At 64.3% G+C, this 19,927-nt stretch carries 14 protein-coding genes and 4 pseudogenes; 12 read left to right on the top strand and 6 right to left on the bottom strand.

Annotated features, from left to right (window positions below; all coding sequences use genetic code 11):
- Positions 1 to 57: 57 nt before the first annotated feature.
- Positions 58 to 1,608, top strand: coding sequence for a nitric oxide reductase transcriptional regulator NorR (gene norR, locus LU671_RS01105; RefSeq protein WP_203647947.1), 1,551 nt, complete (start codon positions 58 to 60; stop codon positions 1,606 to 1,608).
- Positions 1,609 to 1,847: 239 nt separating this feature from the next.
- On the top strand, positions 1,848 to 2,747 hold the full coding sequence (locus tag LU671_RS01110; protein ID WP_203647948.1) for a chemotaxis protein: 900 nt from the start codon (positions 1,848 to 1,850) through the stop codon (positions 2,745 to 2,747).
- Between the two features lie 196 nt (positions 2,748 to 2,943).
- Here the strand turns inward: LU671_RS01110 and LU671_RS01115 are convergent, their stop codons facing one another.
- Positions 2,944 to 4,695, bottom strand: a complete 1,752-nt coding sequence (locus LU671_RS01115) for an anti-phage dCTP deaminase (protein ID WP_232854698.1) — start codon at positions 4,693 to 4,695, stop codon at positions 2,944 to 2,946.
- Positions 4,696 to 4,882: 187 nt separating this feature from the next.
- On the opposite strand from LU671_RS01115, the gene LU671_RS01120 reads away from it, so the two are divergent.
- Together LU671_RS01120 and LU671_RS01125 are read left to right on the top strand one after the other, a co-directional pair.
- Positions 4,883 to 5,188: a hypothetical protein gene (locus tag LU671_RS01120; protein ID WP_050703793.1), complete on the top strand. Its 306-nt coding sequence runs from the start codon at positions 4,883 to 4,885 to the stop codon at positions 5,186 to 5,188.
- Positions 5,185 to 5,919, top strand: coding sequence for a YkgJ family cysteine cluster protein (locus LU671_RS01125; protein WP_232854699.1), 735 nt, complete (start codon positions 5,185 to 5,187; stop codon positions 5,917 to 5,919). The genes LU671_RS01120 and LU671_RS01125 overlap by 4 nt, the downstream gene beginning before the upstream one ends.
- A gap of 164 nt (positions 5,920 to 6,083) precedes the next feature.
- On the opposite strand, the pseudogene LU671_RS29580 reads toward LU671_RS01125, so the two are convergent.
- Together LU671_RS29580 and LU671_RS29585 are read right to left on the bottom strand one after the other, a co-directional pair.
- A pseudogene (locus tag LU671_RS29580) lies at positions 6,084 to 7,076 on the bottom strand (methyl-accepting chemotaxis protein); the annotation flags it as partial.
- 309 nt (positions 7,077 to 7,385) lie between these two features.
- A pseudogene (locus LU671_RS29585) lies at positions 7,386 to 7,667 on the bottom strand (PAS domain-containing protein); the annotation flags it as partial.
- Between the two features lie 222 nt (positions 7,668 to 7,889).
- Here LU671_RS29585 and LU671_RS01135 point away from each other — a divergent pair.
- The 6 genes and pseudogenes from LU671_RS01135 to LU671_RS01160 all read left to right on the top strand — a co-directional run.
- Positions 7,890 to 9,011 (top strand): annotated as a pseudogene (locus tag LU671_RS01135) (efflux RND transporter periplasmic adaptor subunit); the annotation flags it as partial.
- Positions 9,012 to 9,151: 140 nt separating this feature from the next.
- Entirely contained in the window at positions 9,152 to 12,244 is a 3,093-nt protein-coding gene (locus tag LU671_RS01140) for a multidrug efflux RND transporter permease subunit (protein WP_232854701.1), read from the top strand.
- Between the two features lie 9 nt (positions 12,245 to 12,253).
- Positions 12,254 to 12,925: a heavy metal response regulator transcription factor gene (locus LU671_RS01145; protein WP_110736828.1), complete on the top strand. Its 672-nt coding sequence runs from the start codon at positions 12,254 to 12,256 to the stop codon at positions 12,923 to 12,925.
- A gap of 141 nt (positions 12,926 to 13,066) precedes the next feature.
- Positions 13,067 to 14,482, top strand: coding sequence for a heavy metal sensor histidine kinase (locus tag LU671_RS01150; RefSeq protein WP_203647952.1), 1,416 nt, complete (start codon positions 13,067 to 13,069; stop codon positions 14,480 to 14,482).
- A gap of 130 nt (positions 14,483 to 14,612) precedes the next feature.
- Positions 14,613 to 14,837, top strand: coding sequence for a hypothetical protein (locus LU671_RS01155; protein ID WP_050703787.1), 225 nt, complete (start codon positions 14,613 to 14,615; stop codon positions 14,835 to 14,837).
- A gap of 204 nt (positions 14,838 to 15,041) precedes the next feature.
- Complete coding sequence (locus LU671_RS01160; protein ID WP_203647953.1) at positions 15,042 to 16,352, top strand: OprD family porin; 1,311 nt, start codon at positions 15,042 to 15,044, stop codon at positions 16,350 to 16,352.
- Between the two features lie 82 nt (positions 16,353 to 16,434).
- Here the strand turns inward: LU671_RS01160 and LU671_RS29590 are convergent.
- Positions 16,435 to 16,533: pseudogene (locus tag LU671_RS29590) on the bottom strand (DUF3077 domain-containing protein); the annotation flags it as partial.
- Between the two features lie 56 nt (positions 16,534 to 16,589).
- Entirely contained in the window at positions 16,590 to 16,829 is a 240-nt protein-coding gene (locus LU671_RS01170) for a hypothetical protein (protein ID WP_062575113.1), read from the bottom strand.
- A 532-nt stretch (positions 16,830 to 17,361) separates the two neighbouring features.
- Here LU671_RS01170 and LU671_RS01175 point away from each other — a divergent pair.
- Positions 17,362 to 18,858: a GGDEF domain-containing protein gene (locus LU671_RS01175; protein ID WP_203652705.1), complete on the top strand. Its 1,497-nt coding sequence runs from the start codon at positions 17,362 to 17,364 to the stop codon at positions 18,856 to 18,858.
- Between the two features lie 114 nt (positions 18,859 to 18,972).
- Here the strand turns inward: LU671_RS01175 and LU671_RS01180 are convergent, their stop codons facing one another.
- Positions 18,973 to 19,449 (bottom strand): ferritin-like domain-containing protein, encoded by a 477-nt coding sequence (locus LU671_RS01180; protein WP_203647954.1) that lies wholly within the window; start codon positions 19,447 to 19,449, stop codon positions 18,973 to 18,975.
- A 204-nt stretch (positions 19,450 to 19,653) separates the two neighbouring features.
- On the opposite strand from LU671_RS01180, the gene LU671_RS01185 reads away from it, so the two are divergent.
- A complete protein-coding gene (locus tag LU671_RS01185) occupies positions 19,654 to 19,875 on the top strand; it encodes a DUF3820 family protein (RefSeq protein ID WP_203647955.1) in 222 nt (73 codons plus the stop codon).
- Positions 19,876 to 19,927 lie beyond the last annotated feature (52 nt).

The raw sequence follows: 19,927 nt of genomic DNA on the forward strand, positions 1-19,927 counted from the left end.
ATCAGTGTCATAAAGACACACCCAGGCGTATAGTCATTACGACCAACAGGAGTCCATATGACTGCAAAGCCCCTGCTCACCGCCCTCCTCCCCCTGGTCAGCGACCTCTCCTGCGACCTGCCCGACCAGGAGCGCTACCGCCGCCTGCTCGGTGCCATGCGTGGCCTGCTGCCCTGCGATGCTGCAGCGCTGTTGCGCCTGGACGGCGAATGGCTGGTGCCGCTGGCGGTGGACGGCCTGTCGCCAGACACCCTGGGGCGGCGCTTCAAGGTCAGCGAACACCCGCGCTTTCAGATTCTCCTCGGGCGCCCGGAGCCGACCCGCTTCGCCAGCGACAGCCCGTTGCCCGACCCTTATGACGGTCTGGTCAATGCCGAGCATGTCGACCTCGAAGTCCACGACTGCATGGGCTGCCCGTTGATGGTCGACGAGCGCCCGTGGGGCCTGCTGACCCTCGACGCCCTCACCCCCGGACAGTTCCAGAGCCTGGAGCTCGATGCCCTGCAGGCCTTCGCCAGCCTGGCCGCCGCCACGGTGACCGTGGCCGAGCGCATCGAGCACCTGGCCCTGCGCGCCGAGGACGAACACCAGCGCGCCGAGGTGTACCGCCAGGCCAGCGGCCAGGACCGGGAACTGATCGGCCAGAGCAAGGCGCACAAACGTCTGGTCGAGGAGATCCGCCTGGTCGGCGGCAGCGACCTGACCGTGCTGATCACCGGCGAGACCGGCGTCGGCAAGGAACTGGTGGCCCAGGCCCTGCACCACGCCAGCCAGCGTGCCGACAAACCGCTGGTCAGCCTCAACTGCGCCGCCCTGCCCGACACCCTGGTGGAAAGCGAATTGTTCGGCCATGTGCGCGGCGCCTTCACCGGCGCCCACGGCGAACGCCGGGGCAAGTTCGAGCTGGCCAACGGCGGCACGCTGTTCCTCGATGAGGTCGGCGAGCTGCCACTGGCGGTGCAGGCCAAGCTGCTGCGGGTGCTGCAGAGCGGGCAGCTGCAGCGGCTTGGCTCGGATCGCGAGCACCGCGTGGATGTGCGCCTGATCGCCGCGACCAACCGCGACCTGGCCGAGGAAGTGCGCAGCGGCCACTTCCGCGCCGACTTCTATCACCGCCTGAGCGTCTACCCGTTGCACGTGCCACCGCTGCGGGACCGGGGTCGCGACGTGCTGCTGCTGGCCGGCTACTTCCTCGAACAGAACCGCTCGCGCCTGGGGCTGGGCAGCCTGCGGTTGTCCGCAGACGCCCAGGCCGCACTGCTGGCCTACGGCTGGCCGGGCAATGTGCGCGAACTGGAGCATCTGATCGGCCGTTCGGCGCTCAAGGCGCTGGGGCAACACGGACAGCGGCCGAAGATCCTCACCCTGGAGGCGGCCGACCTCGACCTGCGCAACGTGGCGCCGACCCCGCAGTTAGAAACCGAGGTGCCGCCGGCCGACGCGCCATTGCCCGAGGGTGGGCTGCGCGAGGCAGTGGATGATTATCAGCGGCAGATCGTCGAAGCGTGCCTGAATCGCCACGGGGACAACTGGGCCGCCGCCGCGCGGGAACTGGGGCTGGACCGGGCCAACCTGAGCCGGTTGGCCAAGCGACTGGGACTGCGCTAGCTTCAGGCCATGTGCAGCCCCTGCAGGAGCGGCCTTGTGCCGCGAAAGGGCTGCGCAGCAGCCCCTCATATCGATGAAACGCTGAAACTGCCGGGGCCGCTTCGCGGCCCTTTCGCGGCACAAGGCCGCTCCTACAGTTACAGCCCCGCGATGGACTGCAAATAGCAAACTAAGCTAAAGCCTGACGCCAAAAAGCCGATAACCCGGCATCCTCCCCCATTTCGAACCGAAGGTTGCCCATGGCCACGCAAAAAGCCCGCGCGGACTCGTTGTCCCTGCTGCTGTTCACCCTGCGCAGCGGCAAGCTGATGGCAATCAACCTGCTCAAGGTCAGCGAGATCATCCCCTGCCCGCCGCTGACCAAGCTGCCGGAGGCCCACCCGCACGTCAAAGGCGTCGCCACCCTGCGCGGCAACTCGCTGTCGGTGATCGACCTGTCCCGGGCCATCGGCGAAATGCCCCTGGCCGACCCCGACGGCGGCTGTCTGATCGTCACCGAGATCAGCCGCTCGCGCCAGGGCCTGCACGTACAGGCGGTGAGCCGCATCGTCCATTGCCTGAGCACCGACATCAAGCCGCCGCCCTACGGTTCGGGCAACCGCTCGTTCATCACCGGCGTGACCCGGGTCGACAACGCCCTGGTGCAGGTGCTGGACATCGAGAAGGTCATCCATGGCATCGCCCCGCCGCCCCACGAGCCGCACCCGGGCGAAGTCAGCGAGGAAGACGCCAGCCTGCTGGCCGCCGCCAATATCCTGGTGGTGGACGACAGCCAGGTCGCGCTGCAGCAGTCGGTGCACACCCTGCGCAACCTCGGCATCGAGTGCCATACCGCGCGCAGCGCCAAGGATGCGATCAACGTGCTGTTGGAACTGCAAGGCACCGACAGGGAGATCAACATCATTGTCTCCGACATCGAGATGTCCGAGATGGATGGCTTCGCCTTCACCCGCACCTTGCGCGAAACCCCCGACTTCCAGCACCTGTACATCCTGCTGCACACCTCGCTGGACAGCGCGATGAGCGGCGACAAGGCCAAGCTGGCGGGGGCCAATGCGATCCTGACCAAGTTCTCCTCGCCGGAGCTGACCAACTGCCTGGTGACGGCGGCGCGGGCGGTGGTGTTCGAGGAGCGCTGAAAGCCAGAGCGTGAAGAGCCATGCGAGTGCATGGCTCTTGAGGCCTCAGCGGCTATTCGTCGACTGAGGGCGGGGCTGCGAGGCCGCCCTGGAAACGACTGGCTCTCGGTTCGGCGCTTTCACGGCCCCCCGCTTCCAGGTCGGCCACTGCTCGACCTTTTCTCGACATTCATCGAGGTAACGAAGAAATTCCTCTTTACTTCCGTTCATCGGAATCATCCTTCAAGTACATTGACAAAGTATACCCAGCCTCATCCTCATGATCGATGTATGAACAAGGCAGCATCTGGGTGCGCAATCTAGCATCTGCTTCAGTCCAGTCAACCGTTTGCCCATCCTCGGTCTTACGTATGACAGCGTAGCCGCTACCCAGACTCATGGAAAACAGATCAAAGAAGCTTCTTGGGCCCACGCCGATGAAGGCGTCAAAAAATACCCCTTTGTGCGAACGGTCCTGGGAAATCGAATCCGAATGAAATTTCTGAGCCTTACTCTTGGGGTAAGGCTCGACATAAACCACACGGTCGACACCTGCGGCAATAATGTGTTTTGCACAGTTGTGACAAGGGTAAGTGGTGCAATACAGCGTGCTATCAACTGCACTTACCCCCATTCTTGAAGATGACAGCAGCGCTTCCATTTCCGCATGGACGACCCGCCCGTATTCAGTGATATCTTTTATTCCGCTATTTCTTATCAACGGCGCCACCTCATCCCGACAGTGCTCGGGTAATGAGCGAATGATGTTGTCTACAATCTCCTTTTTTTGCATGGCGTTGGAGTCCTCGCCTCGTTTGTAGTCCCTTCCATCCTCCTCATCCACAATTTCATGTGCTTCACTCCTGGTTGGCCAGTACAGGCCGCCTCCTGCCTTGGGTACATCGTTAGCCCCCGTTGCGATGATGCAATCGTGCTTGGTCAGTACAGCACCGACCTGCCGTGATAGGTCAGCGGACCTCAGTGAGGCAGAAAATGCCATGAACATCGCATACTCATCGAAAGTGGGGGTGACGTAGGGCTTTCCGAACAACAGATCCAGAATTCGCCAGACCTGATTCTTGAGGGCATCAAGATTCCCGTCATAACTGACAAAGAAATCAGACAAATGGTAAGTATCTCGGGTGTGCTGCCCATGTGGCTCTTTTTCGTTCTCATCCCGTGAAATCAGATCCGCCGCCTGCTCCTTAGTCAACTGCAAGTCCTTGAGAAGATAGCGACTTCTGCGCTCATGGTCCGCATGCACGCCGATCAAGAAGAACCCTCCAGCGTAAATCTTCCGCAGTCGCTGCACCTCAAACGGTGTTTTCAGTGAGTTGATCAGATAGGCATTTCTACCAGGCGCTCCCTGATTTTTCTGGTACCTCAATTGGCTGATGGCGACAGCAGCACCCAACGCCAGTATCGAATTATCCCCTGACACCTCTCTTAACCGATTACCTTCACGCATGTACCTGTCTATACGCTCAACGCGGTTTTCTGTGTCCGGAACGTTCCCGATTTTTGAAATAACCTCACTGGATATACGAATGGAGTTAGAGGTATAGCGAAACGCCTTGAGCCGATCTTCGACAATTTGGCAAACCACTTTCAGGTCAGTTCCCAGTGCCCCGACGAATCCCAGAACCAACTCGGAATCCGCATAGGAATCATCTAGGAAGGACATATTCATGAATTCAGGAGCGTGCGCAAGATTTTCCATGAGTGGCCGGGCATCGGGCATGGCCTCACCGTCCTGTGACAGTATCCCTCTTACCAACTGCTCCAGTTCCAGGGAGGACTCCGGCTTCCCCTGAAAACTCAGTTCACCCGTGCCCGGGTACCAAGACATCACACCACCGCTATGGGTGCGAAACTCAAACTGGTTCGGGTTAAGTTCTTTCCATGTTCCAACCTGCGCCAATATTTCCAGGCGCTCCTTCAGTTGCGCGAATGATCCCTCGAAACGCATTCCATGACCTCACCGTTGCCCGTTGGCTTTTGAATCCCTACAGGTATAGCCACGAATCATCCTCTTTCCAGCGCGAGCAATGCTTGCTAATAAAGTTTCAGCCTTCCGCTAAAAACGTAGGAAAATTCGCAATTTGCGTTGCGCCAATGGAAAGGCATAATTCCCTCTCTTGTTGAGGTCATGCCCCATGCTACGTTCGATACTGCTTAGCCTTTCGTTACTAACCGTTTCCGCCCAAGCTTCGACGCCACAAGCCTGGAGCGACCAGCGCCAGCACATGCTCAAGGCCTGCCTGGCCGCCAGCCAGTTCAAGGATGCCCACGCCCTGGGCAAACCCGCCGAGTTCGACGACCAGGTCGGTTACAGCGCGCTGCTGATCGAAGGCACCTACCCCCAGAAGCACATGCAGAACCGCACCGGCACCGAGCTGTGCCTCTACGACCGCCAACGCCAGCAAGCCTTTACCAGCGAATGGGAAGCCGGCAAGCGATGAGCGACAGCATTCGCTTCGCCTGCACCGGCTGCGGCAAATGCTGCACGGGCCATCATGTGCCCCTGACGCTTGCCGAGGCCCATCAGTGGGCGGCCTCCGGCGGCCAGGTGGTGGTGCTGATCGAAGGGTTCATTGCCGATGGTCCTGGCATGCCGGCAGAGCAGCGCGAGCATGTGCTGCGCCGCTCGTTCCCGGTGCCCTGTGGCGCCGGGCAACTGCAGGTGTCGGTCACCTTCGCCGCGTTCAACCCGGGACGTTGTCGCAACCTCGATGACAACGACCTGTGCGGCATCTATGAAAGCCGGCCGCTGGTCTGCCGCATCTACCCGGCGGAAATCAACCCGCACCTGCCGCTGCGGCCGGAAAACAAGGACTGCCCGCCCGAGGCCTGGGAGCAGGGGCCTGAGCTGATTCATGGCAGCCTGCCGGTGGATGAGGCACTGCGCGCCTTGATCGAGGCCTCGCGCCAGGCGGACCGCGACGATATCGCCGCCAAGGTGGCGATATGCCAGGCGCTGGGGATGACCACCAGTGCGCTGAAGGGCAACGGGTTTACTGCGTGGTTGCCGGACATGGCGGCGTTCGCGGCGGTGCTGGAACAAGCGCCACAGGCGGTCGATGGGCCGTGGGGGGTGCATGTGCAGGACGAGGCGCTTGCGGCCGAACTACAAGCTCATCGCTTGCAGGTGACGGGCGAGGCGCCGGTCTACTATGCGTTCATCGGATTCTAGATAGATCCAATCGCGGGGCAAGCCCGCTCCCACGCCCTCCCCCTCCGATGCTTCGATGCTTCGATGCTTCGATGCTTCGATGCTTCGATGCTTCGATGCTTCGATGCCAACATTGTGGGAGCGGACTTGCCCCGCGATAGGGCCGGCCCTGACAACTCAATCAATCACTGACACCGCCGCCAGAACTCATCCGCCAGCCGCCGCAGGTCCTTGGCCAGGTCCGCCACGTCACTGGCACTGCTATGACTGCGCTGCCCGACGCTGACCGTCGCCTCGCTGGCCTGGCGGATGCTGGTGATGTTGCGGTTGATGTTCTCGCTGACCTGGCTCTGCTGCTCCACTGCCGCGGCGATCTGCAGGCTCATCTCGTTGATCTGGTTGACCCGCACGCTGATGCTGTCCAGCGCGTCGCTGGCCAGCTGCGCCTGCTCGACACTGTGCCCGGCATGGGCGCTGCTCTGCTGCATCACCTGCACCGCCGCGCGGGCGCCGTCCTGCAGGGCGGCGATCATGCGCTGGATATCGTGGGTGGACTGCGCGGTGCGCTGGGCCAGACCGCGCACCTCGTCGGCGACCACCGCGAAGCCACGCCCCTGGTCACCGGCCCGGGCCGCCTCGATGGCGGCGTTGAGCGCCAGCAGGTTGGTCTGCTCGGCAATGCCGCGGATCACATCGAGCACCCCGGAGATCTCGCTGCTGTGACTCTCCAGCTGGTGGATCACCTCGCTGGCCTCGACCAGTGAACCTGCCAGGTCCTGGATCGCGCAGCGGTTGCGGTCGACCAGCTGGTGGCCGGACTGGGTCTCGTCCTCGGCCTGGTCGGCGGCCATCGCCGCCATCTGCGCGCTGCTGGCCACCTGGGCGACGCTGGCGCTCATCTGGTGGATCGCGGTGGCCACCTGGTCGGCTTCGCTCTGCTGCTCAAGGCTGTTGGCATGACTGCTGTGCAAGGCCTCGACCAGCGAGCCGGAATGTCCGGCCAGGCGTGACGAGGTATCGCCGATACGCCCGACCACCGCCCCCAGCTGCGCCTTGAGCATGCGCATGGCGAACTCGATCTGCCCCAGGCCATCACGCCGGCCGGTGTACAACTGCTGGCTCAGTGGGTTGTCGGCGATCGCCTGGGCCTGCTGGCGCAGCCGCTCGTAGGGGCGCAGCAGTAACAGGATCGCCAGGCTGCTAAAACCTGCCGCCGCCACCACTTCTACCAGCGATTCCAGCAGCGGCGCCCCCAGCCACCACTGCCCGGCCCCCAGCACCAACGCCAGCACGACGCCGACCGCCAGCGACAGACGCGAACCCAGCCCCAGCACCGGCAAGCGCTCGCGCCAGCCACGTCGACCTTCGCGCAGACGCGCATAACACCGTTCAGCCGCGGCGACCTGCTCGGCCCCGGGCTTGGTCCGCACCGACTGGTACTCCAGCGCCTGCCCGCCGCTGCTGATCGGCGAGACGAAGGCGCTCACCCAGTAGTGGTCGCCGTTCTTGCAGCGGTTCTTCACCAGCCCCATCCACGAGCGCCCGGCCTTGAGCGCCTGCCACATCTGGGCAAATGCCTGGGGCGGCATGTCGGGGTGGCGGACGATGTGATGGGCGTTGCCCAGCAGCTCCTCGCGGGAGAATCCGCTGACCCGCAGGAAATCGTCATTGGCATAGGTGATGCGGCTGTCCAGGTCGGTGGTGGACAGGATATTGGCGTCGCCGGGGTAATCCACTTCGCGACCGGTAACAGGCATATTGCACTTCATCGGAGGCTCTCGTTGTTGTACGTGAAATCGGCAGGGCGTACGACTCTAGGGGCAAACGCCGGCGCAACATTGATCCATGGCAGGGTATTGGCACTTGGCCATCAAGCCGCCGAAACTGACAGCCGTGACAGCCAGGCGTCACGCTGCCGACCCGGTCGGCGCGCTATAACCCTGCAATAGCCGAATCCTTTTCTTAGCCCCTTGGCCAAGGTGCCCGCCCCGATGCGACGTCCGTCCCGCTCCCTCGTTATCGCCGCCCTGGCCCTTGTCCTGCTGGCCGTCGTCGGCACCTGGCAGGGATTGCGCCACGAAGCCCCGGCCAGCCGCGCCGCCAGCGCGATCCCCGTGCGGGTGGTCGCGGTGGCCCAACAGGACGTGCCGCGCTACCTCGACGCCATCGGCTCGGTGCTGTCGCTGCACAGCGTCGAGGTCCGCCCCCAGGTCGAGGGCGTGCTGACCCAGGTGCTGGTCAAGGAAGGCCAGTGGGTCAGCCAGGGCGACCTGCTGGCCACCCTCGACGACCGGGCGATCCGCGCGAACCTTGACCAGGCCCGCGCCCAGCTCGGCCAGACCCAGGCGCAGTTGCAGGTGGCCAACGTCAACCTCAAGCGCTACCAGTTGCTGAGCACCGACGACGGCGTGTCGAAGCAGACCCTCGACCAGCAGCAGGCCCTGGTGAACCAGTTGCAGGCAACCATCAAAGGCAACCAGGCGGCCATCGACAACACCGCGGTACAACTCAGCTACACACAGATCCGCTCGCCGGTCACTGGCCGCGTCGGCATCCGCAACGTCGACCCCGGCAATCTGGTGCGTACCAGCGACACCCAGAGCCTGTTCAGCGTCACCCAGATCGACCCGATCGCCGTGGAGTTCGCCCTGCCTCAGCAGCAGCTCCCGGTCCTGCAGGGCTTGCTGAAATCGCCTACCCCCGCCGAGGTCGAAGCGTACATGGACGCCGACGGTGAACGCAGCCTGCTCGCCAAGGGTCACCTGATGCTGATCGACAACCAGGTCTCGACCACCACCGGCACGGTGCGGATCAAGGCCGAGTTCGACAACCAGGACGGCCGCCTGTGGCCCGGCCAGCTGGTCACCGTGCGCCTGCGCACGGCGGTGGACGAGGACGCCCTGGTGGTGCCGCCGCCGGTGGTGCAACGCAGCATCGACGGCCACTTCGTCTACCGCATGGACGGCGACAAGGTCAGCGCCGTGCCGGTCAAGGTGGTGTACCAGGACAGCACGCTGAACGTCATCGCCGGGGTCAAGGCCGGCGATTGCCTGCTGCTCGATGGACAGTCGCGGCTCAAGCCGGGGAGCCACGTGGAGCTCAGTGGCGAGTCACAGTGCAAGCAGTCGCAGCGCCTGGCGGATGGCAATCGCGGGACAAGCCCGCTCCCACCCAGGCAGCACCAGGACGTGGGAGCGGGCTTGCCCCGCGATGAGGCCCTTACCGACAACGCCAAAGCCGAGGCGAGCCAGCCATGAACACCCGCAACGGCGTCTCGGCCTGGTGCATCGACCACCCCATCGCCACCCTGCTGCTGACCTTCGCCCTGGTGCTGCTGGGCGCCATCGCCTTCCCGCGCCTGCCGGTGGCGCCCCTGCCCGAGGCCGACTTCCCGACCATCCAGGTCACCGCCCAATTGCCCGGCGCCAGCCCGGAAACCATGGCCTCGTCGGTGGCGACGCCCCTGGAGGTGCAGTTCAGCGCCATCCCCGGCATGACCCAGATGACCAGCAGCAGCGCCCTGGGCTCGACCAACCTGATCCTGCAGTTCACCCTCGACAAGAACATCGACACCGCCGCCCAGGAAGTCCAGGCGGCGATCAACACCGCCACCGCGCGCCTGCCCCAGGACATGCCCAGCCCGCCCACCTGGCGCAAGGTCAACCCGGCCGACAGCCCGGTGCTGATCCTCACCGTCAGCTCGACGCAGATGCCCGGCAATGAGCTCAGCGATTACGCCGAGACCCTGCTGGCCCGCCAGCTCAGCCAGATCGACGGGGTCGGCCTGATCAACATCACCGGCCAGCTGCGCCCGGCCATCCGCGTGCAGGCCCAGCCCGAGAAGCTCGCCGCCATCGGCCTGACCCTGGCCGATATCCGCCTGGCCATCCAGCAGACCAGCCTCAACCTGGCCAAGGGCGCGCTATATGGCGAGCACAGCGTGTCGACCCTTGCCGCCAACGACCAGCTGTTCCACCCCGAGGACTACGCCAGGCTGATCGTCAGCTACCGCAACGGCGCGCCGGTGCACCTGGCTGACGTGGCCAAGGTGATCGATGGCGCCGAGAACGCCTATGTGAAGGCCTGGTCCGGCGACCGGCCGGGGCTGAACCTGGTGATCTTCCGCCAGCCCGGCGCCAACATCGTCGACACCGTGGACCGGGTGCTCGACGCCCTGCCGCGCCTGCAGGAGATGCTGCCGGCGGCGGTCGATGTCTCGGTGCTGCAGGACCGCACCCAGACCATCCGCGCCTCGCTGCACGAGGTCGAGCTGACCTTGATGATCGCCGTGGCCCTGGTGATCGGGGTGATGGCGCTGTTCCTGCGCCAGTGGTCGGCGACCTTCATCGTCTCCAGCGTGCTCGGCGTGTCGCTGATCGCCAGTTGCGCGCTGATGTACGTGTTCGGTTTCAGCCTCAACAACCTGACCCTGGTGGCCATCGTCATCGCCGTGGGCTTCGTGGTGGATGACGCCATCGTCGTGGTGGAGAACATCCACCGCCACCTGGAGGCCGGCGACGACAGCCGCACCGCCGCGCTCAAGGGCGCCGGCGAGATCGGCTTCACCGTGGTGTCGATCAGCTTCTCGCTGATCGCCGCGTTCATCCCGCTGCTGTTCATGGGCGGCGTGGTCGGCCGGCTGTTCAAGGAGTTCGCCCTGACCGCCACCGCGACCATCCTGATTTCGGTGGTGGTCTCGCTGACCCTGGCGCCGACCCTGGCCGCGCTGTGCATGCGCCGCCCGCCCGAGGAGCAGCACGGCGGCCTCGGCCAGCGCCTGGTGCGCTGGTACGAAAAGGGCCTGGACCGGGCCCTGGTGCATCGGCGCATCACCCTCGGCGTGTTCGGCCTGACCCTGGCGCTGGCGGTGGCCGGTTACGTGGCCATCCCCAAGGGCTTCTTCCCGTTGCAGGACACCGGTTTCATCCTCGGCACCACCGAAGCGGCGGCGGATGTCTCCTACCCGGCGATGATCGAGAAACACCAGGCCCTGGCGAAGATCATCGAGGCCGACCCTGCGGTGCGCGCCTTCTCCCACTCGGTCGGCGTCACCGGCAGCAACCAGACCATCGCCAACGGCCGCTTCTGGATTTCCCTCAAGCCCCGTGGCGAACGCGATGTGTCGGCCAGTGAATGGATCGACCGCATGCGCCCGAAACTGATGCAGATCCCCGGCATCGTCCTGTACCTGCGCGCCGGGCAGGACATCAACCTCAGCTCCGGCCCCTCGCGCACCCAGTACCAGTACGTGCTCAAGAGCAACGACGGCGTGGCGCTGAACCTGTGGACCCAGCGCCTGACCGAGCGCTTGCGCGAAAATCCGGCGTTTCGCGACCTGTCCAACGACCTGCAGTTGGGCGCCAGCGTCACCCGCATCGACATCGACCGCCAGGCCGCGGCGCGCTTCGGCCTGACCACCACCGACGTCGACCAGGCACTGTATGACGCCTTCGGCCAGAGACAGATCAGCGAGTTCCAGACCGAGACCAACCAGTACAAGGTGATCCTCGAGCTGGACGCCCGCCAGCGGGGCAAGGCCGAGAGCCTCAACTACTTCTACCTGCGCTCGCCGCTGTCCGGCGAGATGGTGCCGCTGTCGGCCCTGGCCCATGTCGCGCCGCCCAGCACCGGGCCGCTGTCGATCAGCCACGACGGCCTATTCCCGGCGGCCAACCTGTCGTTCAACCTGGCCCCCGGCGTGGCCTTGGGCGATGCGGTGCAGATCCTCGAACGCACCCAGCGCGAGCTGGGCATGCCCGATTCCATCGCCGGCAACTTCCAGGGCGCGGCCCAGGCGTTCCAGAGCTCGCTGTCGAGCCAGCCGTACCTGATCCTCGCCGCGCTGGTGGCGGTGTACATCATCCTCGGCGTGCTCTACGAGAGCTTCGTGCACCCGCTGACCATCATCTCCACCTTGCCCTCGGCGGGCCTGGGCGCGCTGATCCTGCTGTGGCTGATGGGCCAGGACTTCACCATCATGGGCCTGATCGGCGTGGTGCTGCTGATCGGCATCGTCAAGAAGAACGGCATCCTGCTCATCGACTTCGCCCTCGACGCCCAGCGTCACCATGGCATGACGCCAGAGCAGGCGATCCGCCAGGCATGCCTGGTGCGCTTCCGTCCGATCATCATGACCACCCTGGCCGCGCTGCTTGGCGCGGTGCCGCTGATGTTCGGCTTCGGCACCGGCGCCGAGCTGCGCCAGCCGCTGGGCATCGCCGTGGTCGGCGGCCTGCTGGTGAGCCAGGCCCTGACGCTGTTCACCACCCCGGTCATATACTTGGCCCTGGAGCGTCTGTTCCACCGCCGCCGGGCCGCTGCCGCCCCCGCGCCGACCGCCAGTTGAGACAAGACCATGCGTGTGCTGATCATCGAAGACGAAGAGAAAACCGCCGACTACCTGCATCGCGGCCTCACCGAGCAGGGCTTCACCGTCGACCTGGCCCGCGACGGCATCGACGGTCTGCACCTGGCCCTGGAAGGCGACTACGCGGTGATCGTGCTCGACGTGATGCTGCCGGGCCTGGATGGCTATGGCGTGTTGCGCGCACTGCGGGCGCGCAAGCAGACGCCGGTGATCATGCTCACCGCCCGCGAGCGGGTCGAGGACCGTATCCACGGCCTGCGCGAAGGCGCCGACGACTACCTGGGCAAGCCGTTCTCGTTCCTCGAACTGGTCGCCCGCCTGCAGGCGCTGACCCGGCGCAGTGCCATCCACGAGCCCTTGCAGATTCAGGTCGCCGACCTGTGGATCGACCTGATGGCGCGCAAGGCCACCCGCGCGGGATCGCGCCTGGACCTGACCGCCAAGGAGTTCTCGCTGCTCAGCGTGCTGGCCCGGCGCCAGGGCGAGATCCTGTCCAAGACCGCCATCGCCGAGCTGGTCTGGGACATCAACTTTGACAGCGACGCCAATGTCGTCGAGGTGGCCATCAAGCGCCTGCGCGCCAAGCTCGACGGGCCGTTCGACAACAAGCTGCTGCATACCATTCGAGGCATGGGTTATGTCCTGGAGAACCGTGGGTAGCCTCAGGGGCGCTGCACGCATTTCGTTGATAGCGTGGGAGCGGGCTTGCCCCGCGATGCAGGCGGCGCCGTGGATGGCACCGGCTTGGCCGGTGTTCGCGGGGCAAGCCCGCTCCCACGAACCTCCGACGGGCAATCGGACATGAACCTCTTGCGTGCCAAACCCGGCAACTCCATCGCCCTGCGCCTCTCGGCCCTGTTCACCCTGGTGGCCCTGGCCGTGTTCGTGCTGATCGGCAGCGCCCTGTACCGCCAGGTCGACCGCAGCCTCGACCTGCTGCCGGCCGCCGAACTGGACGCGCGCTTCAGCGTGCTCGAATCCACCCTCAACCGCTACGGCACTCCCGAGCACTGGGCCAAGATCAACAACAAGCTCAACCTGCTCAGCGAGGAAGACCGACGCATCCGCTTCTGGGTGGTGAGCAGCAACCCGGCCTTCGAATACGGCCATCCCACCGAGCAGGTGCGCGGCTTCGCCGAGGGCGCGCCGGGCATGCGCGACCTGCGCCTGAGCGACAGCCCCTACCCGTACAAGGTGTTGGTCAGCGAACTGCCGGCACTGGGTGAGCGCCCATCGCTGCGCTTTCTGATCGGCATCGACACCGAGACCTTCTGGCAGGCCCAGCACAGCCTGCTGGTGGCCATCGTCGGCCTGGCCGCCTTCGGCGTGCTGCTGGCCTCGCTACTCGGCTACTGGGTCGCGCGCATCGGCCTCAAGCCTCTGCTGGCGCTGTCGGACGAAGCCCAGGCCCTGGCCCCGCCACGCCTGGACGGGCGCCTGCAGACCCGCGACCTGCCGCCGGAACTGGCGCAGTTCGCCGGTGCCTTCAACGCCGCCCTCGACCGGGTCAGCCAGGCCTATTCGCAACTCGAGGCGTTCAACGCCGATGTCGCCCACGAACTGCGCTCGCCGCTGACCAACCTGATCGGCCAGACCCAGGTCGCCCTGACCCGCGGGCGCAGCGCCGAGCACTACTTCGAGGTGCTGCAATCGAACCTCGAAGAGCTGGAGCGCCTGCGCAGCATCATCAACGACATGCTGTTCCTGGCCAGCGCCGACCAGGGCAGCAAGGCCACCTCGCTGACCAGCGCCTCACTGGCCGAGGAAGTGGCCACCACCCTCGACTACCTCGATTTCATCCTCGAGGACGCCCAGGTCAGCGTCAGCGTCAGCGGCGACGCCCAGGCCTGTTTCGAGAAGGCCCAGCTGCGCCGGGCGCTGATCAACCTGCTGAACAACGCCGTGCAGCACACCGCGCCGCACCAGGTGATCCAGGTGCGCATCGAGGCGGGCGAGGAACAGGTCAGCATCGCCGTGAGCAACCCGGGGCCGGCGATTGCCGACGAGCACCTGCCGATGCTGTTCGAGCGCTTCTACCGGGTGGATGCGGCACGCGCCAACAGCGGCGGCGGCAACCACGGACTGGGCCTGGCCATCGTCAAGGCGATCGCCCTGATGCACGGCGGCAGTGTTTTCGTGCACAGCGAAGCGGGCGCCAATACCTTCGGTATCAACTTGCCAAACGCTCAACTACGCGGGTTTGCGGTAAAAGTCTGAGTGTTTTTGCCGTGATCATTACTTTTTGCGCAACAGTGCTTATCTGAACAGCCTCTGTTTCCCCGCTGTTTACAGGACTAACTTTAGCCCTGTCTCCATTAGCACTTGCCGCGCAAGAAGGTTGCATCACATGTCCAACAGTATGGGTATTGCCAGCGTGTTCGTCCTGTCTTCCCTGTTGTTGTCGCCCCTGGCCATGGCGGAAGAATCCCCGGCCTTTGTCGCCCGTAACGCTGAGTTTGCCGCCGTTCACCAAGAGGCTCGCGAAGCCTACGCCGCGCAACAGGCCGATGCGGTAAAAGACGCACGGCAGACTGCTTCCAAAGTCTCTGTCGACACCGATGCCGACAGCTGATTGGCCTGACTCCAGTTTCCAGTTTTCCCTTGGCTACACCATGGGCAGTGCCCGTGACGATATGTTAGCCTTTCAAAGCCGCTGCCTTTCAGCGGCTTTTTTTATGCGTCGAAAATATCAGCCTGGCTGTTACGTCTCTAATAAGAACTTGCAGACACGACAATAAAAAACTGCCCCATCGCTTGACCAAAGGAGTTTGTACCGGTGTCTTTTGCGTTTCGTTTCACCCCGTTGTTCGTTGCATTGGCCGCAACGATGCCCGTGGCCGCACAGGCCGATGAAGACAAGGCTGAAGGCTTCATCGAGGGTTCCACGCTGAACCTGCATTTCAGAAATGCCTACTTCAACCGCAACGAGAAGAATGCCTCGATCAAGGACAAGCGCGAGTGGGGCCAAGGCGCCGTCGCCCGCTTCGAGTCCGGCTACACGCCGGGCGTGATCGGCTTCGGCCTCGACGCCCACGCCATGGTCGGCCTGAAGCTGGACGGCGGCGGTGGCCGCGCCGGCACCTCGATCCTGCCAAGCGCGCCGGAAGACAAGGCACGCCACGCCTTCTCCACCGCCGGCGGCGCGATCAAGCTCAAGGGCTTCGACACCGAGTTCAAGGCCGGTGACCTGTTCCTCACCAACCCGGTGATCGCCGGTGGCGAAAGCCGCATGCTGCCGCAGACCTTCCGCGGCGTCGCCGTGACCAACCGCAGCATCGACGGGCTGATGCTCGAAGGCGGCAAGGTCAGCTTCACCAAGCCGTACAACCAGAGCGGCCACCGCCGCATCAACACCTACTACAGCAACCAGACGCGCGAGCAGGACAGCCAGAACCTGAGCTGGGCCGGCGCCTCCTGGAGCGGCACCGAAGGCGTTACCGCCAACGTCTACGCCGCCGAGCTGAAGGACATCTGGAACCAGTACTACGCCGACTTCGACTACACCTACCAGGTCAACGATCTGGTCAGCCTGAACCCGGGCGTACACTTCTACCACACCCAGGACACCGGCCAGTCGAAGCTGGGCGACATCGACAACAACACCTGGAGCGTGCACTTCACCGTGGCCGCCGGGTACCACAGCGTCACCGCCGCCTACCAGCGAGTCAACGGCGACACGCCGTTCGACTACATCAACCTGGGCGACAGCATCTTCCTCGACAACTCGCGCATGTACTCGGACTTCAACGCGCCGAACGAGCGTTCCTGGAAGCTGCAGTACGACTACGACTTCGCCGGCCTCGGCATGCCGGGCCTGAGCACCTCGCTGTCGTACTCGCGCGGCAAGGCCGACCTGACCAAGGCCAGCCAGGACACCCAGTACTACGCCTTCTATAACGCCGACGGCGAGAATGCCCGGCACTGGGAGCGCGACTTCGACGTGAAGTACGTGTTCCAGCAAGGCCAGCTGAAGGACCTGTCGGTGCTGCTGCGCTATGCCACGCACCGGGCCAACGCGGCGTACTCGAACATCCAGGACAACAACGAATTCCGCGTGATCGTGGATTATCCGCTGAACGTGTTCTGATCCGAAACCGATCGCGGGGCAAGCCCGCTCCCACGCCAGGTGGCTTATCAGGCGTGGGAGCGGGCTTGCCCCGCGATGGGCTTCAACGGTTACGGTTCAAGCCGATCTCCAGGTCATTGATCAACGCCTTGGCCATGGCGCTGAGGATCCGCGCCGCACTCCCCGCTTTCAAATCCCCTTCGAAAACACTCCAGGAACGTCGAAACGCCGGCAGTGGCACAAGGCTCGGCTGCTCGCTCATGGCTGCACCTCCAGCGACCTGGCGTGGGCCATCAGGCAGCTCAGCAGCCGGCTGAGGATGGAAATGTTATCCACCAGGATCTCGGGACGCTCATCCACGGGAAAGGCCATGTAGACGTCGCAAGTGCGGGTCATCATGGTCATCAGGACGGCGGCATGCTCCCAGACTTCGGCCAGCGGCAGGTGGTCGATGATGGAGATGTAGGGGATGGGGGGATCAGGTACCAGCTTCTTCATGTGCGTTTTCCAATGTCAATAAAGGAAACCGCCAGCTCATCCTTTCTCACCAGATAAGGGTGGCAGCCGTACATGGGGTGAGAAAACCGAGGACATCGGAACCCGGCCAGACCTAGGTCTGCCCATGCACAGCTGCCGTAACAGAATGCGGGACCAACATCGTTCGGGTTTCTCACACCCGATCACCAAATTCGGCGACCCGAAGACGTTAGCCCTGATGCATTTCCCCGCCTATCCAGACCCTTCCGGCAGACGCGTAGGATAGGTCCCAAGCTCGGCCCAACTGAAGCATTTGGTTTCAGATTCGGAAATGTCGTACATCCCATCGCGGGGCAAGCCCGCTCCCACGACCATGACCTGGCCCTGGCGAATGGTGGGAGCGGGCTTGCCCCGCGATGGACCTACTGAATCATTTCCGTCGGCCAAATCAGCTTTGATCTTGTCCGACAATCCCGCCTTGCCTAAAATACCGCCGCCGCTTTCCGGCCCACTCCCCATGGATCCCGGGGCTTATGCAGTTGCGAGCATGACGTTGCCCACCCGATCACCACGATCCGCCCTGTACAAGTCACACCCCGAGCTGGTCCTCAACCTGGGCAGCTGCCTTGCCGTGCTCGCCATCGTGGCCATCGTCAGCTACCTGCTGGCCCGCGAGCGCGACAGCGTCGAGCAATCGGAAATGCGCTCCTCGAGCAACATCGTGCAGTTGATCGAAAGCGACATCCTGCGCAACGTCGAACTCTACGACCAGTCGCTCAAGGGCCTGATCTGGGCCGTGCAGCACCCCGAGCTGCTCAACGTGCCGGCCAAGCTGCGCCAGCAGATCCTCTTCAACCAGGCCTTCTCCGCGCCGGTGCGCGGTGACATCCTTTGGCTCGACGCCAAGGGCGATGTGCTCGGCGACTCCACCAGCGCGGTGCCGCGCCAGGCCAACTTCGCCGACACCGTGGCCTTCCAGGCCCACCGCGACCGCCCGGGCCTGGGCCTGCTGATCAGCCCGCCGTTCAAGGCGCGGCTGGGCGAGCTGGACTGGTGCATCAGCTTCAGCCGGCGCATCTCCGGCGCCAACGGCGAATTCCAGGGCCTGGCCGCCGGGGCCCTGCGCCTGTCCTACTTCAACGAGCTGTTCCAGCGCCTGGACATCGGCGTGGACAGCAGCATCAACCTGCTCAACACCGACGGCCAACTGCTGGCACGCCAGCCAACCCGCCCGCAGGACCCGTTGATCGGCACCAGTTTCAGCGAACGCCCCAACTTCAAGCGCATCCTCGAGGAGCGCAGCGGCAGCTTCACCGCCCGCTCGACTACCTATGAAGGCCAGCGCCTCTACACCTTCGCCCGAGTTGCCGACCTGCCGCTGATCGTGCTGGTGGCGCACTCGGCCGACGAGGTGTTCCAGTCGTGGCGCCGCACCGCGATCGTGGTCAGCGTGGCCACCGGCGTGCTGTGCATCGGCATCCTCTGGCTGACCCTGCTGCTGGGCCGTGAATTGCGCCGCCGCCACGATGCCGAGCAAGGCCTGGCCACGCTTGCCGCCACCGACAGCCTCACGGGCCTTGCCAACCGTCGTCGCCTGGACCAGGTGTTGCGCCAGGAATGGGCGCGCGCCCAGCGCAACCGCAAGCCGCTGGCGGTGCTGATGGTGGATGTGGATCACTTCAAGGCGTTCAACCAGCGCCATGGCCATGCCGGCGGCGACCACGTGCTGCGCGAGGTGGCCACGACCCTTGAGCTGTGCATTCGGCGCCCGGCGGACCTGGCGGCGCGTTATGGCGGGGAGGAGTTCCAGGTGGTGCTGCCGGAAACCGAGCTGGCTGGCGCCCGGTTGCTGGCCGAACGCATTCGCGCCAGCGTCGAGGCGATGCCGCCGTTTGGCGATGACGAGCGGTCGGTGACGGTCAGCGTGGGGATCGGCCTGCATGTGCCGGGCACCGCGCAGGATTTGTCGACGCTGCTGGCCGATGCGGACGAGGCGCTTTACCGGGCTAAGGCCAATGGCCGGAATCGGGTTGAAGGGCCGATGGCCTAAGGGGCCGCTTCGCGCCCCTTTCGCGGCACAAGGCCGCTCCTACAGAGAGGAATGCGTTCCCCTTGTAGGAGCGGCCTTGTGCCGCGAAAGGGCCGCAAAGCGGCCCCAAAGATCTCAAGACCGAGCACGTGCCGCGTTACGCAGCGCCTTCACCTGGTCATGATTGCGCTGCACGCCCTGCAGCTGCTTCTCCACCAGCGTATAGCTCTGGTCATTGGCCGAGCGCCCCAGCTTGACCAGCTTCTCGCGGGCCTCTTTGTAGGCCTTGAGCGCATGGTCTTCACCACGCTCCACCTCGTTGAGCACCGCCTCTTCATCCTTGCCGGTGACCATCGACTTGAGGTTGACCCAGCCGCGGTGCAGGTCGCCGCTGATGCTGGTGCTGGTCTCCGGGTCACCACCCAGCCGGCGCACCTCGCCCTGCAGCTCGGCCGCGGCACTGGCGCACTCGCTGGCGCGCTGCACGAAGAAGGCTTTGAGTTGTGGGTTCTTCACATCCTCGGCGGAGGTCTTGAAGCCTTTCTCACCGTCCTTGCTGTACTCGATCAGGTCGTTGAGTACATCGATCGTGTCTTTGTTGGGATTGCTCATGGCAACAAACTCCTTGGCAGGTGATAGTCACCTTTACCGGAGCAGGCTTCGTGCCAGGCTAATGAATATTAAATTATTCATTAAAATCAATAGCTTGAAATGAAAAACAAAAAACCTGAAAACGGCGTTCTGCATGATCGCCGCTTGGGTCGTCGTGCAGTTTGCAGTATGGTCCGCGCTTCACCTGCCACAGGCCGATGCCCGATGAAACCCGAATCCCTGCAACTGCTGGTCACCCGCACCATGCCCTTCGGCAAGTACCAGGGGCGGATCATTGCCGACCTGCCCGGCGATTACCTGGCGTGGTTCGCCCGCAAGGGCTTCCCGCCCGGGGAGCTGGGCGCGTTGCTGGCGTTGATGCATGAGATCGACCACAACGGGCTGGGTGATCTGTTGAAGCCATTGCGGGGCAAGCCCCGGGGGTGACGGCCCTCTCTGTAGGAGCGGCCTTGTGCCGCGAAAGGGCTGCAAAGCAGCC

Source organism: Pseudomonas sp. NMI760_13 (genome assembly GCF_021283245.1).
Classification (GTDB): Bacteria; Pseudomonadota; Gammaproteobacteria; order Pseudomonadales; family Pseudomonadaceae; genus Aquipseudomonas; species Aquipseudomonas peradeniyensis.

Coding starts and splice junctions, on each gene's coding strand:
- LU671_RS01185 (WP_203647955.1), top strand. CDS start 19,654: ATGAAACCCGAATCCCTGCAACTGCTGGTCACCCGCACCATGCCCTTC.
- LU671_RS01145 (WP_110736828.1), top strand. CDS start 12,254: ATGCGTGTGCTGATCATCGAAGACGAAGAGAAAACCGCCGACTACCTG.
- LU671_RS01120 (WP_050703793.1), top strand. CDS start 4,883: ATGCTACGTTCGATACTGCTTAGCCTTTCGTTACTAACCGTTTCCGCC.
- LU671_RS01140 (WP_232854701.1), top strand. CDS start 9,152: ATGAACACCCGCAACGGCGTCTCGGCCTGGTGCATCGACCACCCCATC.
- norR (WP_203647947.1), top strand. CDS start 58: ATGACTGCAAAGCCCCTGCTCACCGCCCTCCTCCCCCTGGTCAGCGAC.
- LU671_RS01150 (WP_203647952.1), top strand. CDS start 13,067: ATGAACCTCTTGCGTGCCAAACCCGGCAACTCCATCGCCCTGCGCCTC.
- LU671_RS01170 (WP_062575113.1), bottom strand. CDS start 16,829: ATGAAGAAGCTGGTACCTGATCCCCCCATCCCCTACATCTCCATCATC.
- LU671_RS01180 (WP_203647954.1), bottom strand. CDS start 19,449: ATGAGCAATCCCAACAAAGACACGATCGATGTACTCAACGACCTGATC.
- LU671_RS01115 (WP_232854698.1), bottom strand. CDS start 4,695: ATGCGTTTCGAGGGATCATTCGCGCAACTGAAGGAGCGCCTGGAAATA.
- LU671_RS01155 (WP_050703787.1), top strand. CDS start 14,613: ATGTCCAACAGTATGGGTATTGCCAGCGTGTTCGTCCTGTCTTCCCTG.
- LU671_RS01125 (WP_232854699.1), top strand. CDS start 5,185: ATGAGCGACAGCATTCGCTTCGCCTGCACCGGCTGCGGCAAATGCTGC.
- LU671_RS01110 (WP_203647948.1), top strand. CDS start 1,848: ATGGCCACGCAAAAAGCCCGCGCGGACTCGTTGTCCCTGCTGCTGTTC.